Annotated in this window: 15 protein-coding genes; 3 read left to right on the top strand and 12 right to left on the bottom strand. The window is 38.1% G+C overall.

Features of this window, described 5'->3' with window-relative positions:
• Window positions 1-105: 105 nt before the first annotated feature.
• The 3 genes from ACFPQ3_RS06725 to ACFPQ3_RS06715 all read left to right on the top strand — a co-directional run bounded on the left by ACFPQ3_RS06725 (window position 106) and on the right by ACFPQ3_RS06715 (window position 2,480).
• Window positions 106-1,284 carry a DUF6688 domain-containing protein gene (locus tag ACFPQ3_RS06725; RefSeq protein ID WP_332307250.1) on the top strand — a complete coding sequence of 393 codons (1,179 nt, stop codon included), beginning with the start codon at window positions 106-108 and terminating at the stop codon, window positions 1,282-1,284.
• A 175-nt stretch (window positions 1,285-1,459) separates the two neighbouring features.
• On the top strand, window positions 1,460-2,008 hold the full coding sequence (locus tag ACFPQ3_RS06720; protein WP_232323165.1) for a helix-turn-helix domain-containing protein: 549 nt from the start codon (window positions 1,460-1,462) through the stop codon (window positions 2,006-2,008).
• Complete coding sequence (locus ACFPQ3_RS06715; RefSeq protein ID WP_232323166.1) at window positions 1,965-2,480, top strand: tetratricopeptide repeat protein; 516 nt, start codon at window positions 1,965-1,967, stop codon at window positions 2,478-2,480. Before ACFPQ3_RS06720 ends, ACFPQ3_RS06715 begins: the two co-directional genes overlap by 44 nt.
• A gap of 32 nt (window positions 2,481-2,512) precedes the next feature.
• On the opposite strand, the gene ACFPQ3_RS06710 is transcribed toward ACFPQ3_RS06715, so the two are convergent.
• The 12 genes from ACFPQ3_RS06710 to murB form a co-directional block, all read right to left on the bottom strand.
• Entirely contained in the window at window positions 2,513-2,980 is a 468-nt protein-coding gene (locus tag ACFPQ3_RS06710) for an 8-oxo-dGTP diphosphatase (RefSeq protein ID WP_156805233.1), read from the bottom strand.
• 74 nt (window positions 2,981-3,054) lie between these two features.
• Complete coding sequence (locus tag ACFPQ3_RS06705; protein WP_156805234.1) at window positions 3,055-3,840, bottom strand: L-threonylcarbamoyladenylate synthase; 786 nt, start codon at window positions 3,838-3,840, stop codon at window positions 3,055-3,057.
• Window positions 3,841-3,889: 49 nt separating this feature from the next.
• Entirely contained in the window at window positions 3,890-4,477 is a 588-nt protein-coding gene (gene leuD, locus ACFPQ3_RS06700) for a 3-isopropylmalate dehydratase small subunit (protein WP_156805235.1), read from the bottom strand.
• Between the two features lie 3 nt (window positions 4,478-4,480).
• Window positions 4,481-5,860, bottom strand: a complete 1,380-nt coding sequence (gene leuC / locus ACFPQ3_RS06695; protein ID WP_156805236.1) for a 3-isopropylmalate dehydratase large subunit — start codon at window positions 5,858-5,860, stop codon at window positions 4,481-4,483.
• Between the two features lie 9 nt (window positions 5,861-5,869).
• Entirely contained in the window at window positions 5,870-6,142 is a 273-nt protein-coding gene (locus tag ACFPQ3_RS06690; protein ID WP_156805237.1) for a DUF1294 domain-containing protein, read from the bottom strand.
• The gene (gene leuB / locus ACFPQ3_RS06685; protein WP_156805238.1) at window positions 6,139-7,179 is read right to left on the bottom strand and encodes a 3-isopropylmalate dehydrogenase; all 1,041 of its coding nucleotides are present in this window, start codon (window positions 7,177-7,179) and stop codon (window positions 6,139-6,141) included. Before leuB ends, ACFPQ3_RS06690 begins: the two co-directional genes overlap by 4 nt.
• 9 nt (window positions 7,180-7,188) lie before the next feature.
• On the bottom strand, window positions 7,189-8,742 hold the full coding sequence (locus ACFPQ3_RS06680; protein WP_156805239.1) for a 2-isopropylmalate synthase: 1,554 nt from the start codon (window positions 8,740-8,742) through the stop codon (window positions 7,189-7,191).
• 374 nt (window positions 8,743-9,116) lie between these two features.
• The gene (locus ACFPQ3_RS06675; RefSeq protein ID WP_156805240.1) at window positions 9,117-10,184 is read right to left on the bottom strand and encodes an ABC transporter substrate-binding protein; all 1,068 of its coding nucleotides are present in this window, start codon (window positions 10,182-10,184) and stop codon (window positions 9,117-9,119) included.
• Window positions 10,177-10,953 carry an ABC transporter permease gene (locus tag ACFPQ3_RS06670; RefSeq protein ID WP_156805241.1) on the bottom strand — a complete coding sequence of 259 codons (777 nt, stop codon included), beginning with the start codon at window positions 10,951-10,953 and terminating at the stop codon, window positions 10,177-10,179. The genes ACFPQ3_RS06675 and ACFPQ3_RS06670 overlap by 8 nt, the downstream gene beginning before the upstream one ends.
• Window positions 10,950-11,747: an ABC transporter permease gene (locus ACFPQ3_RS06665; RefSeq protein ID WP_156805242.1), complete on the bottom strand. Its 798-nt coding sequence runs from the start codon at window positions 11,745-11,747 to the stop codon at window positions 10,950-10,952. Before ACFPQ3_RS06665 ends, ACFPQ3_RS06670 begins: the two co-directional genes overlap by 4 nt.
• Window positions 11,731-12,885 carry an ABC transporter ATP-binding protein gene (locus ACFPQ3_RS06660; protein ID WP_156805243.1) on the bottom strand — a complete coding sequence of 385 codons (1,155 nt, stop codon included), beginning with the start codon at window positions 12,883-12,885 and terminating at the stop codon, window positions 11,731-11,733. Before ACFPQ3_RS06660 ends, ACFPQ3_RS06665 begins: the two co-directional genes overlap by 17 nt.
• An 18-nt stretch (window positions 12,886-12,903) precedes the next feature.
• Complete coding sequence (gene murB, locus ACFPQ3_RS06655; protein WP_156805244.1) at window positions 12,904-13,806, bottom strand: UDP-N-acetylmuramate dehydrogenase; 903 nt, start codon at window positions 13,804-13,806, stop codon at window positions 12,904-12,906.
• Between the last annotated feature and the right edge of the window lie 196 nt (window positions 13,807-14,002).

The following is a 14,002-nucleotide window of genomic DNA, read 5'->3' as shown; positions in this document are numbered from 1 at the left end:
AGTACTACCATTATATCAAATATTCAGTAAGATTTCATCTGCCAATATCACTTGAATATACTATCATTTATTTTTATTTTTTATGAATTAATATATAATGGCATTATGAAAACTTTTAAAATTTTTTTATTATGCTTTTTTCTATCTATAGTAATTGCTATCTTTATTTATCAAAAAGGAAATATATTGGATACATTTTTCTATTTATTTGGTTTCCTATTCACATCTCCCCTAATATATCCTCTCCCCCTTTATTTGACCTATCTTAACCTTAAATACTTCAAAAAAGCTTTATCAGATACACGCCTATTTGATTTAGCTAGCATGTTTTTAGGAGGATTGTTATCATATTTTCTTATCGTACTCAAGGTTGATACTAAACCATGGCAAGATTGGCACACTCAACTCTATGATTATCAGACCCATTCTCCTATTTATACAGCAGCTTTCCCAACCATTATTGTTCTTTTAGCTCTAGGATTGATCGGTTATATGATTTTAACATCAATTCCTATCAAAAAATGTCCACCTCTTATTCTGGCAATAGGCTTTAGCTTCTCCTACATCGGTATAATAACCTTAGCCATCTTTGCCATTCAACTTGGTTATCTTAATATTTGGGGAATCGGATTATATCTTTTTAATGTTTATGTGATTTATCTCAGATCCTTTAGGAAAGTCATTATCACTTATCGTCAGAGTAATATTACAGTAAACACACAAAAGAATTGGCAGATAAAATGTCATCAGTTACTACACTCTTCTGCCCACTGGCATTTATTAAGTCTATGCTTGATGCTACCAGTTTTAGGAATAGCAATCAGTCTTTTGACCTTATTTGGACAGGAACCTGATTATATGATTAAAGCATGGACTGAAACAAGTGATTGGACCTTATCAACAAAGGTGGCTCCTCCAGATATTTTCTACGATGAGCATTATCTCTGTACCGTTGGGGCATCCGGTCATCGAAAGATTGTCAAACCTATTCGTATGGGCGCTCGTCATGGTCACCGTATTGTGGTTAATCGTCAATTGCTAATTGCAAATGCCTTTGAGCAAATCATTGAAGAGAAAATACCACGTATCCATAAGCTAATTAGGTACATTTACGACACCTACGGTTATTCATTTGCTAAGCATATCAAGTCACCGTGGCAGGCAGACGTTATCTACTTTTTAATGAAACCCTTAGAATGGTTGTTCTTGATGATTATCTATCTTTGTGATTCAAAACCTGAAAACCGTATTGCACTGCAATATATCCCAAAACCAGAAAGATGATAAGCTTTTAATAACTTTAAATGTGAGTACTTTTTTTAGCGATAGAAATCCTCAATTCAACTAATCAACCAAATAGCTATCAAATACAACTTATTTTCGATTGTTTTTAGAAATGGTTCGTTTTACAATTAGAGTTACAAGAGCTCTTAATATTATGAATAGAGGTTAATATCTCATGCAAACAATAGGTGACAAAATAAAAAGTTTCAGACTAGCTTCGGGATTAAATCAGACACAATTTGCCGACAACCTAGGTATCTCTAATCAAGCAATCTCTAAATGGGAGACCAATGTTGCTATGCCTGACATTAGTTTACTACCAGAAATCGCTACTATTTTTGGAATTAGCATTGATGACCTTTTTGACTATACTAAGGATAAAATGTATGAGAAAATTGTTAGCCAGCTGGAGAGTGGTTATAGGCTATCGCATCGTGAATTTGAGAATTTTGAGCAATTTTTATTGGATGACCTTCATCAAAATCCATTAGAATATCGAGTAAATCATGAGCTAGCAGCTCTTTACTATTCTCATGGCAATCAACTACGAACTTTAGCTGTTTCTTATGCTAAAAAAGCCTTAGAACTCCAACCAAATAGTCAATTTGATATTAACATTATTAATAATGCTTCTGACGGTGTTCTAACTGACTGGGATACGGGTTCTCATTATCAATTGATTGATTATTATCAAAAAAACATTAAAAACTACCCCAGAAAATAAACGTCTTTATTGGTACTTGCTGGACAATCTTCTGGCTGATGGTCGTATTAGAGAAGCAAAGGACGTTTTATCTGAATCTTATGTACAAAATCCTGACAGTTTAAACGATTTTTATAACGTTTATATTGAAGAGAAGGAAAAAGGTTTTAGTCAAGTTAAAGAAAACTATTTAATTTTAGCAAATCAGTATTCCGATGACTGGCGTATCCTCTTTTCTATTGCCAATGAACTCTGTCGAAACGAAGAGTATCGCTCCGCTATTCCTATCTGGGAAAAAGCTTTTGAAGCACAGGAAAAACCACGCTACACGGATTACTATGAATCTATAGCTCTCTGCTACACCTTCCTTGGAGAACCTGAAAATGCAGTTAAATCCTACCGTAAGTTTTTGGTAGTTCTACGTGATGAATGGGGCTTACGCTTTAGTGCCTACATTGAACGAATCAAAGAGAAGATAGATAAACTATCCTAGAATTTCAAAAAGCTCCGGTAGGAGCTTTTTACTTATAAAAACTGTCTCTGTAAAATATCATTCACATCTCGAAGGTAGAACAGTTCAGACGCATTTTTCTCCTCATAGAATTGGATAATATCATCCATAGAGTCTGCCAAATCAATTGTTTTAAAATCAGTTTTTGGAACCCACTTGATTTCTCCTTCTTCAGATGATCTGATGTCCCCTTCAAATTCAGTTGCCTTGTAGAGAAATACAAGATAACGGATACCTTCTCCTCTTGTGTGAAAATGCTTGACACCAATCAATCTTGGATTTTTAATGGTCAATCCTGTCTCTTCATAAACTTCTCGGACAACAGATTCGTGTAAACTTTCGCCTTTCTCAATGTGTCCTCCTGGATATGCTGCGCCATCCCAAGCATAGCGGTCTGGATTTCGGATTTGCATGACAACCTCGCCACGCTCATTTTCAATCATACACATATTCGTTAAAATCACTTCTTCGCTTCTTGGCATAGTCACCCCGATATATTAGTTTTTAATATTATACCATAGAAAAAGGCGCTTAACAACGCCCCTTTTAACTTCCCTTAATAATATTCCCCTTGACGGTAGTTCCATGAGTTAAAGTGGTCTGAGAGGTGCATCATGATTTTATCAATATCAAGCCCTTTACGGATGACCACTGGGCAGTTGTCAATCGAACGGCTACCTGCGCCTTGTTCTGGGATAAGTTTACCATCCTTATCAACCATTGATACCATAACCCCCTGTTCATAGCGCGTTTCTACCGTTTTATCAGGTTGGATAGAAGCGACATAATCATCTGCTTCAATCACAAGGTCAACGGTATTTTCGATACGTTCACCAATACCTTCAACCTTACCACGGTTACCTTTACCAGATGGGTTTGCTGATGAGGCATAAACCATTTTGCCTTCTTTTTCCCACATTTCTTTGGCGATTTGTTCACCAGCCACACCAAACTTAATCACAAAACATGAAGTGCCGCGGACATCAGTCATCAATTCTTCACGACCATCACCGTAAGCCTTTAATTTCTCATAGGCTTCTGGTTTCCAAGGGAGGATACAACCTAGAAGAATGTCTTCATCCCAATGTTTTTGGTAAAAGGCATCAATTTCTGGGGTTAACTGAGCTAGCTCACGGAGCTCTGCCATGCTTCCGCATAAAACAACACCAGGTTTGTTACGGTTACGCTCTTTTGCCTCAAATTTACGCTCAAGGCCAGCACGGTCACTAGTCATGATGATATAGCCGACTTTTGTAGGGGTTACAATACAGCCGCCATCGCCGTTAAGAATATCAAAGCCTTCTTGGTTAAGTTGTCCGTTCCAATGTACGTGTTTAGTCATGATAATTACCTATTTCTTTCTTTTTAATGTGTTGACCATCAGGTTATTCTTACCAATAAGATGGTCGATTTTTTTCATATTCAGCAATAGCATCCGCGTATTCTAGCGTAATGCCAATATCATCCAGTCCCTTGAGTAATTTGTTTTTCCAGTCAGCCTCAATCTCAAAGGAAAACTCACCAACAGGAGATAGGATTTTTTGATCATAGAGGTTAATGGTCACCTCATCTGTCGGTTGCAGCGCTGCTAATTGTTGACGAACCTCCAAGGGCTGCGCAATGGGTAAAATGCCGTTATTGAGGTCATTATTATAGTGAATGTCCCCAAAGGATCCAGCAATGATTACCTTAAAACCATAATCTGCAAGTGCCCAAGCCGCATGTTCACGAGAGGAGCCAGCCCCAAAATTATCTCCTGTGATTAAAATGGTGGCCTTGCGATAAGGTGGTGTATTAAAGATAAACTCAGGATCCTCAGTATAGTTATCGTCTAGATATCGCCACTCATACATGAGGTATTTGCCAAATCCTTTTTTATCAATCAACTTTAGAAACTGCTTGGGAAGGATTTGGTCTGTGTCAATATTATCATTCATCAAAGGGACCGTAGTTCCTGTATAAATGGTAAATGCTTCCATCGTTTAACTCACCTCCAATGTTCTGACGTCTATAAATTTCCCGGCTATTGCGGCTGCAGCTGCCATGGCTGGGCTACAAAGATGTGTTTTAGCTCCTACACCCTGCCGGTCTTCAAAATTACGATTGCTTGTCGAGGCGCAATGTACACCAGCTGGAACCTTGTCTGGATTCATACCCAGACACATGGAACAGCCAGGATCACGCCATTCAAAGCCCGCTTCGATAAAAATGTTATCTAAACCAAGTTGTTCAGCCGCTTGTTTTACAGGTCTAGATCCAGGAACCACAATAGCTGTGACGCCTTTGGCTACTTTTTTCCCAGCGACAATTTTAGCAGCAATTTGCAAGTCACTGAGGCGGGCATTGGTGCAAGAGCCTAGAAAGACATATCCAATGTCTATCCCATCAGCTGTTTGTCCAGGTTTTAAGCCCATGTAGTTATAGGCACGCTCATCATTAAGGTCACGAATGGCTGGAAACGGTTGGTCAAACCGTACCCCCATTGAAGGATTGGTTCCCCAGGTCACCATAGGTGCCAACTCTGATACATCCATCTCAATGACCTTATCATACTGGGCATCTGTATCTGAAATCAATGTCTTCCAGTCAGCTATAGCCACTTCAAAATCTTTAGGTCTATGTTTTTTATCTGCTAGATAATCAAAGGTTGTTTGGTCTGGATTCATAATGCCCATTTTAGAACCAAATTCAATAGACATATTGCAGATGGTCATCCGCTCTTCCATCGTCAATCGGTCAATAGCATCACCCGTGTATTCGACCACATAGCCAACTCCTAGAGCTACACCATATTTGGCGATTAAGGCCAGAATATAATCTTTGGCATAGATGCCTTTAGGTGCTGTTCCTGTAAATCTCACCAATAACTTCTTTGGTTTGACTTGCCAGATGGTTTGGGTAGCAAAAACATGCTCCACTTCTGTCGTTCCAATCCCAAAGGCAATGGCTCCGAAAGCACCATGTGTAGCGGTGTGGCTATCTCCACAAACAATGAATTTTCCAGGCTGGGTTAACCCCATCTCTGGACCAATCATATGGACGATTCCTTGATTTGGGGAGCCATGCGGCGCGTGTGGAATCCCAAATTCCTTCACATTTCGAGCAAGAGCGTCCATTTGGGCTTTGGAAATCACATCCCGAATGTCGTGTATATTAACCGTTGGAACGTTGTGGTCAAAAGTCCCGAAGGTCAAGTCTGGTCTACGAACTTGACGTCCTGCTTCTCTTAAGCCATCAAAAGCTTGCGGGCTTGTTACTTCATGAATGTAATGTTGGTCAACGTACATGAGTTGAGGTTCACCCTCTTTACCCGTAATGACATGACGGTCCCATAATTTATCAAAAATAGATTGTCCACTCATAACTTCCCCTTATCCTTGCTTTACGTACCAAAGTCCATAGCAGATCACTGCCTGAATCAAAATCCCTAGGTACCAAGCAAGTTGAAAATACCACTTTCTAGTCTTATGATGAAACATTTCTCCTCCTAACAAGGCTCCTAATCCACCCGCACATAGGGTCATTAGTAATAGGGATTTTTCAGAAATGCGCCATTTATTTGCAACTGATTTATGTTTGTCAATGCCATAAGTCATGAAAACAATTAAGTTCCATATTAACAAAATAACGATTGCTAGCTTCATTCTAAATTACCTATAATGACTGCAGTCATTTCATCAGTTGTAGTAGCTCCGCCCATATCTTTAGTTAATATACCTTGTGCCAATGTTTTTTCAATAGCTCTTTCAATCATCTCTGCACCTGTTTTTTCATCAAAAGACTCACGAAGCATCATAGCAACGGATAAAATCATAGACATTGGATTTGCAATTCCTTTTCCAGCAATATCTGGAGCCGACCCATGAATAGGTTCATAAAGGCTTGGAGCTGTTGCCGAATGACTAGCTGATGGCATAACACCCAATGTTCCAGGCAAGACCGATGCTTCATCCGATAAAATATCTCCAAAAAGATTTTCTGTAACAATCACATCAAATTGAGCTGGATTTGTTATCATGAGCATAGCTGCGCTATCGACTAATTGATTTTCTAAAATCACATCAGGATAATCTTTTGCGACCTCTTCAGCTACTTTTCGCCATAATTTTGAGGTAGCAAGAACATTTTGTTTATCGATGCTTGTAACCTTTTTGCGCCTTGTCTTAGCTAATTCAAAGGCTTCGACCATGATACGACGAATTTCCTCAGAAGTATAATCGTTGTGGTCACGAGCCCTGTCAGTTTCTAAAATATGCTCACCGAAATAAATTCCGCCAGTCAATTCACGGACAACCACAAAATCTATGTCTTCCAGTCGGTCTGTTTTTAGAGGTGATAGGTGTTTAATAGCATCAAAGATTTTGACAGGTCGAATATTAGCATAGAGACCCAATTCTTTTCGGAGGCTCAAAAGACCTTGTTCTGGTCGAATCGGGCAAGTATCATACTTAGGACTTCCAATTGCTGCAAGTAAAATAGCATCCGCAGCTTTCGCTGCCTCTAATGTCTCACCAGGAAGCGGATGCCCCGTAGCATCAATTCCTGCTCCTCCAAATGGCTGAGCATCTATTTCATAATCAAATCCGATTTTTTCTGCGACAGCTTTTAGAACTTCTAAACCTGCCGCCATGATTTCAGGACCAATTCCGTCCCCTGCTAAGGTTACAATTTTATTTGTCATTCACATACCTTACATTTCTTTTTCTGATAGTCGGTGACCAATCTCACCAGCGTTTTCTTTCTGCACAAAGACATTAGCATTGATATAGGCGATTGCACCAGCTTTCATCACATCAAAATCAATTCCTGACGCATTGAATATCGTACCAGTTTCACTATTTTCAATTGAAACGGTAACACGCGCTTGCGCATCAATCCCATCTGTAACTGCATCCATATTGTAACTGAGCAATTTGACCTCTTGATGAAAGAAGTGGTCAATGGCATTATAGGTGGCTTCTACAGAACCTTTACCTTCAGCTGTAACATTAACAGTTTCTTGATTGTTATTAACCATCGTAACGACTGCTGTCACTGTATCATCAGGATTTGAAGTTAATCTCAAATTGCCAAAATGGAAACCTTCAGGGTTTTCGATTTCATTACCTGCAACAAGAGCAGTAATATCAGCATCCGTAATTTCTTGTTTTTTATCAGCTAAGGCTTTAAATTTAGCAAATAAAACTGAGACTTCATCTTCTTCAAATTCTAAGTCAAGCTCTTTTAATTTCTCAATAAATGCATGACGACCAGATAGTTTTCCAAGTGGAAGTGAATTGCGCTTCACACCAACTAACTCAGGTGTAATAATTTCATAAGTCAATGGATTTTTAAGAACGCCATCCTGATGGATACCAGATTCATGTGAGAAGGCATTACCACCTACAACCGCCTTATTTCGAGGAATTGGAATTCCAGAAAAGCGTGACACCATTTCAGCAGTATTAATGGTTTCTTTTAGAACAATAGCAGAGCTAGCTTGATAATAATCCTCGCGAATACTAAGCGCTACAGCAACTTCCTCAAGAGCTGCATTGCCTGCCCGCTCACCGATTCCATTTAAGGTTCCTTCAATACGACCTGCTCCATTTTTAATAGCAGATAAGGTATTGGCTACTGCCATTCCAAGGTCGTTGTGACAGTGCGGACTAAAAATAATCTCTCTATCTGATTTAACATTTTCAATAAGAAACTTAAAGATATCCCCATATTCTTCAGGTGTTGTAAAACCAACCGTGTCAGGAACATTGATGTAGGTTGCCCCAGCATCAACGGCTGTTTGAACAACCTGAAGAAGAAAATCCAGTTCAGTCCTTGTTGCATCTTCAGGAGAAAATTCAACCACTTCTACCTTAGAACGAGCATAGCTAACATGTTCTTTAATAATGTTTAAAATTTCCTCTTTTGATTTTTTTAATTTAAACTCACGATGTATAGGGCTTGTAGCGATAAAGACATGCATTTGAGGATATTTAGCCTCCTTAATTGCCTCATAACAAGCATCAATATCTGATTTTACAGAACGAGCTAAACCAGATACAGCAGTAGTTTTCATCGTCTTAGCTATTTGCCTAACCGCCTCAAAAGAATCGGGACTAGCTGCTGGGAAACCCGCTTCGATTGCTGAAATTCCCCATTTTTCAAGTTGTTTAGCGATAGCTACTTTTTCCTTTATTGAAAAATTGACTCCTGGAGTTTGTTCTCCGTCTCTTAACGTTGTATCTAAAAATTCTACTTTACGCATCTCAATTACCACTTTCTAAAAACTTAAAAACACCTCACTGGAAACCAAGCGAGGTGTTCACTTCCCGCTTGGTAAGCCAAACAGGACTAATGCTCTTGCACTAGCCCGATATTCTCAATAGCAAAACAGTTGTCATTGTGAATTCCATTTGATTGACTCCTTTGTGTTTCAATTTAATTTAATGAATATTCTATATTTTTCTGATAATTCTGTCAAGTGGAAAATGATAATTATTTTCCTATTTTCTTTAATGAGTACCATACTTTCTCTTTTAAAGCATTATTTCGTTCTAAAAGTGTTATATTCGACTTTCTTTAACATACGAATAGCTAATGTAAAAAGAAGCTGGATTCCAACTTCTTCTACGTTATATCTTATTTACGGTACATTTTGAATTGTAAATAAAGGTCATTGTAAATCCCTAACCATTTTTGACCAAGGTTATCATAAACTTCCAGATTTTCAATGGTTTCTTGGTCTGGGTAGAAGGCCTTATCAGAAGTGATTTCTTCTGGTAAAAGTTCCTTGGCTTTGGTATTAGGTGTCGCATAACCGATATATTCCGCATTCTGTGCAGCGTTTTCAGGAGTTAACATAAAGTTAATAAAAGCATATGCCTCTTTTGGGTGCTTCACAGTCTTAGGAATGACAATATTATCAAACCACAAATTTGACCCTTCGCTTGGAACAACATAGACAAGGTCTTCATTACCATCAAGCATTTCACTAGCTTCTCCAGAGAAGGATACTCCGATGGCTGCGTCTCCCTGAATCATATAATGTTTTAGCTCGTCACCAACGATTGCCTTAACGTTAGGTGTTAATTCGTTCAATTTTGCTTCAACAACAGCCAGTTCCACCTTATCTTTACTATTTAAGCTATAGCCAAAACTATTAAGCCCAAATCCCATGACTTCACGAGCTCCATCAACAAGCAAGATATCATTACGATATTCTTCTCGCCACAGATCTTCCCAGTGTTCAGGAGCTTCTTTTAACATCTTCGTATTGTAAACAATACCTACGGTCCCCCAAAAATAAGGAATCGAATAGTCATTTTTAGGATCAAAACTATGCCCCATAAATTCAGAACCAATATTATCTAATCCCTGTATTTTAGCATGATCCAATTTAACTAACAAGTTCTCTTTGATCATCTTATCAATCATATAGTCAGAAGGAACTGCCAAATCATAAGTAGTCCCACCTTGTTTAATCTTTGTATACATGGCTTCATTGGAATCAAAAGTTTCATATTGCACCTTAATTCCAGTTTCTTTTGTAAATTTATCTAGTAACTCAGGATCAATATAATCTCCCCAATTATAGATGACCAATTTATCTGAGGCACTACCACTACTTTGTTTCATGATAAGGCTAAGGCCGAATAGCAGAGCTACAATAGCTAGAATACCACCGATAAACGAATATAATCTACGCATTCTTATTCTCCCTCTCCTGTGAAATGAAATAGTAACCGATAACTAATAGGATACTAAAGAGAAATACAATAGTGGAAAGAGCATTGATTTCAAGTGAAATGCCTTGACGTGCTCGTGAATAGATTTCGACAGAAAGAGTTGAGAAACCATTTCCAGTCACAAAGAAGGTGACAGCAAAATCATCCAGTGAATAGGTAAAAGCCATGAAATACCCTGCAATAATCCCTGGTGTCAGATAAGGCAACATCACTTCTTTCATCATTTGAAAGCGGGTTGCTCCTAAATCATAGGCCGCATTGACCATATCGTAGTTCATTTCTTTCAGACGTGGCAAGACCATTAAAACCACAATCGGAATAGAAAAGGCCACATGACTAAGTAAAACTGAGAGTTCACCTAATTTAAATCCTATAGTCGTAAAAAGAATTAAGAAACTTGCCCCAATCATAACATCTGGTGCTACCATCAAGACATTGTTAGCTGATAACAAACCATTCTGGAAACGGCGTTGTGTCTGATGGATAAAAATAGCTCCAAAAGTTCCAATAATAGTTGCAATAAGAGCTGATAAGAAGGCAAGAAAGAAAGTTTCTACCAAAATCAACATTAAACGACTATCTCCAAACATTGTTTCATAATGTTCGAGTGTCATTCCTGTAAATGCATTCATATCATCACCTGCATTAAAAGAATAAAAGATCAAGTAGGCGATAGGAATATAGAGGATAAGGAAAACAAGTGCAAGATATAGATTTGCTAATTTTTTCATTGTTGTCTCTCCTTTGTCACCCACATTGTTACAATCATAGCAACAATTAAAATCACACCTATGGTCGCTCCCATTCCCCAGTTTTGAGTGGTTAGGAAATGTTGTTCAATAGCGGTTCCTAAGGTAATGACACGATTTCCTCCAATTAAACGCGTCAACATAAAGAGAGATAAGGATGGAATAAAGACTGCTTGAATACCAGAGCGCACCCCATTAAGCGACAAAGGGAAGGTAACTTTTCGAAATGTTTGAGTATTTGTAGCTCCAAGATCACGACTTGCATTTATCAAATTCTCATCAATATCATCAAGAGCATTAAAAATGGGCAAAATCATAAAAGGTAGTTCAATATATGCCGCTACAAAAATAAATGAAAAATCAGTGAATAAAATTTGCTTTGCACCGATTCCCATAAACTCTAGGAAAGCATTAACTCCACCTTGTTGTCCAAAAATTCCCATAAAGGCGTAAGCTTTTAACAAAAGATTAACCCAAGTTGGTAGAATAACCAGCATTAAAAAAAGCTGTTTATGTTTAAGACGGGTCAAAAAGAGCGCTGTTGGGTAAGCAATCAGAAAGGTCGCTAAGGTGACAATAGCAGCATAAATAATTGAATTGAAACTCATTTTGAGATAAGTCCAACTTGAAAAAAAAGTACCATAGTTTGCTAATGTAAAGTTTCCTTCAATATCAAAAAATGATTTCCAGAGTAGTAAGGCAACAGGAGCTAAAACAAAGAAAATAATCCACAGTAAGTAGGGAATTGAAAATGCAATATTAGAGGTTTTCTTCATGACGTTCCTCCTCAATTGCATTGATAAGTCCGTCTTCTACTTCTTCTACTTCTACGTACTCTTCAATACGAGCATCAAATTCCTCTTCTGTTTCATTGAGACGCATGATATGAATATCTTCTGGCTCAAAATCAAGCCCGATTATTTCTCCAACAATAGCCTTACGTGTTGAATGAATCATCCATTCATTTCCAAGATTGTCATAGGCTATAATTTCATAGTGAACACCACGGAAAAGCTGGGTATCTACGGTAACCTGCAATTTTCCTTCTTCAGGAAGAGTGATACGTAAATCTTCTGGACGAATAACAACTTCAACTGGTTCATTTGGTCTCATACCCCCATCAACAGCTTCAAATCGTTTGCCATTAAATTCAACCAAGTAGTCTTCAATCATGACGCCTGACAAAATATTAGATTCACCGATGAAAGTAGCAACAAAGTGGTTGATTGGCTCATCATAAATATCAACTGGTGTTCCAGACTGAACAATCTCACCGTCATTCATGACAAAAATCCAGTCTGACATAGCAAGAGCTTCTTCTTGATCGTGGGTAACAAAAACAAAGGTAATTCCTAAACGTTGTTGCAATTCACGCAATTCATACTGCATTTCTGTACGCAATTTCAGGTCTAGAGCTGACAGTGGCTCATCCAGAAGCACTACACGAGGTTGATTGATAATGGCACGAGCAATGGCGACACGTTGGCGCTGACCACCAGATAATTTATGAATGGAACGCTTTTCATATCCTTCTAAACGTACCATTTTAAGCGCTTCAGCCACACGTTCAGCAATTTCTTTTTTATCAACTTTTTTAATTACTAAAGGAAATGCCACATTCTCTGCTACTGTCATATGAGGGAAGAGGGCATAGTTCTGAAAGACAGTATGCACATCACGTTTATTCGTTGGCACATCATTGATACGTTTACCATCTAAGTAAACATCACCGCTTGTAGCATCTAATAAACCAGCAATAATGTTTAAAATAGTTGATTTACCAGAACCAGAAGCACCAAGTAGAGTATAAAATTTGCCTTCTTCTAGTTCGAAATTAATATTTTTAAGTACTTGAGTACCACTATCTTCAAATATTTTTGTTACATTTTCAAATGCAATAATCGGATTTGTCAATTAACTTTTCCTCTCTATTTATTTAGCTACGCCAATGATACGAACTTCTGGCTCTAGTGTAACACCCGAGTGTTCTTTTACTTTTTCGACAACAGAAGCAATTAGATTTTCATAATCGGTTGCAGTCCCCTTGTCAACATTTACCATAAATCCTGCATGCTTGGTGGACACCTCAACTCCACCAATACGGTACCCACGAAGCCCTGCATCAGAAATTAAAGCACCAGCAAAGTAGCCGTTAGGACGTTTGAACACAGAACCACAGGATGGCAATTCAAGTGGCTGTTTCAACTCACGTAAGTGAGTCAATCGTGCCATTTCTTGGGTAATTTGAGTGTAGTCTCCAGGTTTTAAAGCAAATTTGGCAGATAGAACTATTGCTCCCGACTCTTGAACGGCAGAATGACGATAACTAAACCTTAAGTCTCTAGCTTCCAAGGTTATAATTTCCCCGTCTTTGGTCAATAACTGAGCTGAAGTTAGCACATGGGCAATTTCACCGCCATAGGCACCAGCATTCATGAAAACAGCTCCGCCTATTGATCCAGGAATACCACAGGCAAACTCAAAGCCTGTCAAGCTATGGCGACTGGCAACTTTAGTTGTCTCAATTAAATTAGCTCCTGCTTCTGCTTCAATAACATATCCAGAAACAGTAATAGTTGCCATTTTTTCTAACATGATAACTATTCCTCGGATACCACCATCACGAACAATTAAATTACTGGCATTTCCTAAAACAGTCCATTCTAAATTATGAGTTTTTGCAAATGTCAACAAGCGTTGCAATTCATATCGTGAACGAGGAAAAGCTAGTAAATCTGCTGGTCCACCAACTTTCGTATAAGTATAATTACTTAAAGGCTCATCAATGCGGACATCAATACCATCTAATTCTTTTTTTATTAAGTTTTTCATCATTTCATCCATACTAAAAAAATCAGCACAAGGCCGATTTTATTATATCAAAATTATGAGTATTTGACGACCAATTGGATGGATAAAATATCTTTAGATAGTTATTGGTAATTTCCTAAAGTAAGTTCCACTGTAGTTTTCGAAGTGATCTTTCTTAGTCTAAAACGGATTTTTATGGTGGAATTAAGTCTGATACGTT

Origin of the sequence: Streptococcus caledonicus, from assembly GCF_042656225.1 — a bacterium.
GTDB classification, from domain to species: Bacteria; Bacillota; Bacilli; order Lactobacillales; family Streptococcaceae; genus Streptococcus; species Streptococcus caledonicus.
This window is presented reverse-complemented; position numbering and strand designations above follow the sequence as displayed.

Bases quoted from the DNA above. Each gene is read 5' to 3' on its own strand.
- ACFPQ3_RS06675 (WP_156805240.1), bottom strand. From the start codon at position 10,184: ATGCGTAGATTATATTCGTTTATCGGTGGTATTCTAGCTATTGTAGCT.
- ACFPQ3_RS06710 (WP_156805233.1), bottom strand. From the start codon at position 2,980: ATGCCAAGAAGCGAAGAAGTGATTTTAACGAATATGTGTATGATTGAA.
- ACFPQ3_RS06690 (WP_156805237.1), bottom strand. From the start codon at position 6,142: ATGAAGCTAGCAATCGTTATTTTGTTAATATGGAACTTAATTGTTTTC.
- leuD (WP_156805235.1), bottom strand. From the start codon at position 4,477: ATGGAAGCATTTACCATTTATACAGGAACTACGGTCCCTTTGATGAAT.
- ACFPQ3_RS06725 (WP_332307250.1), top strand. From the start codon at position 106: ATGAAAACTTTTAAAATTTTTTTATTATGCTTTTTTCTATCTATAGTA.
- ACFPQ3_RS06670 (WP_156805241.1), bottom strand. From the start codon at position 10,953: ATGAAAAAATTAGCAAATCTATATCTTGCACTTGTTTTCCTTATCCTC.
- leuB (WP_156805238.1), bottom strand. From the start codon at position 7,179: ATGACAAATAAAATTGTAACCTTAGCAGGGGACGGAATTGGTCCTGAA.
- ACFPQ3_RS06720 (WP_232323165.1), top strand. From the start codon at position 1,460: ATGCAAACAATAGGTGACAAAATAAAAAGTTTCAGACTAGCTTCGGGA.
- ACFPQ3_RS06705 (WP_156805234.1), bottom strand. From the start codon at position 3,840: ATGACTAAACACGTACATTGGAACGGACAACTTAACCAAGAAGGCTTT.
- leuC (WP_156805236.1), bottom strand. From the start codon at position 5,860: ATGAGTGGACAATCTATTTTTGATAAATTATGGGACCGTCATGTCATT.
- murB (WP_156805244.1), bottom strand. From the start codon at position 13,806: ATGATGAAAAACTTAATAAAAAAAGAATTAGATGGTATTGATGTCCGC.
- ACFPQ3_RS06680 (WP_156805239.1), bottom strand. From the start codon at position 8,742: ATGCGTAAAGTAGAATTTTTAGATACAACGTTAAGAGACGGAGAACAA.
- ACFPQ3_RS06665 (WP_156805242.1), bottom strand. From the start codon at position 11,747: ATGAAGAAAACCTCTAATATTGCATTTTCAATTCCCTACTTACTGTGG.